The following is a 1,157-nucleotide window of genomic DNA, read 5'->3' on the forward strand; positions in this document are numbered from 1 at the left end:
CTGATGCCGAACAGGTCGTTGGCCGAGTCACCGGTCACCAGACCCTCGAAACCGAAGTGGTACGGCAACCACACCTGATGAATGATCCGACCGTCGACCCGCAGCGGAGTGAGCCGGTCGGTCACCAGCACCTTCGCCTCAATCGCCGCACGAGCGGTCACCAGATGCGCCCAACCCAGATGGGTCAGCCCACGCTCGACCGCCAACTCCGGCGACACCTCGACGAACATCTCCGGTTGCAACTCGGCCAACGTCCGCACCGTCCGACTCATCCCACCCGCGGTGTGATGCTCGGTGAGCCGGCTGACAGTGAACACATACGGGAACACCTGGCTGTACGGTTCCGGTGGGCTCGGGTTGAGCGTGTTGATCGGGTGCGTGTAGACCTTCCGGGTCGGGTTGGCCTGCTGCCGGTAGAGCGGGTTACGCACCGGCGACTCCACCGGCTCGTAGTGCGTGGGCAGCGGCCCGTCCAGCACGCCGGTGGGCGCGTACAGCCAACCCTTGCCGTCGCCCTGGAGGATGAACGGGTCGTCGCCGGCGATGCCCGCCACGCCCGAGGCGTCAGTGGCCGGTCGGTACGACGGCGGTTTGGTCTTCTCGAAGTCCGGCACGTCGTAGCCGGTCCACTCGCCCTTCTCCGCGTCCCACCAGACGTAGCGTTTGCGCTCACTCCACGGGTTGCCGTCCAGGTCGGCGGAGGCACGGTTGTAGAGGATGCGCCGGTTCGCCGGCCACGCCCACCCCCACTCCGGGGCCACCAGGGACTGCTCCGCACCGGGTTTGCGGCGGGCGGCCTGGTTGACGCCGTCGGCGTACACGCCGGTGTAGATCCAGCAACCGCCGGCGGTCGAGCCGTCGTCCTTCATCTCGGTGAAGGACGCCAGGGGTCGGCCGGTCGCCACGTCGTACCCGTTGATCTCGTAGAGCACCGACTCGGCGCTCGGCTCCGCGTGCGGACCGTGCGTGGGGTAGTTCCAGTTCAGATCGAGCAGCGCGCGGTCGCGCGGCCGGGTCGACGATGCCAGCCGTTCGCGGATGATCCGCCCGAGGTGGTAGAAAAACCACAGCTCGGAACGGGCGTCGCCCGGCGGCTCGACGGCCTTCTCCCGCCACTGCAACAGCCGCTGCGTCTGGGTGAACGTGCCCTCCTTCTC

Annotated in this window: 1 protein-coding gene; it reads right to left on the reverse strand. The window is 68.1% G+C overall.

All coding sequences use genetic code 11. The features are described from left to right. Positions 1-1,157 (reverse strand): molybdopterin dinucleotide binding domain-containing protein (locus tag ABZU25_RS34490; protein ID WP_355033553.1); only part of this gene is annotated, 1,157 nt, incomplete at both ends.

Origin of the sequence: Micromonospora sp. NPDC005215, from assembly GCF_040607915.1 — a bacterium.
In the GTDB taxonomy this organism is placed as follows: domain Bacteria; phylum Actinomycetota; class Actinomycetes; order Mycobacteriales; family Micromonosporaceae; genus Micromonospora.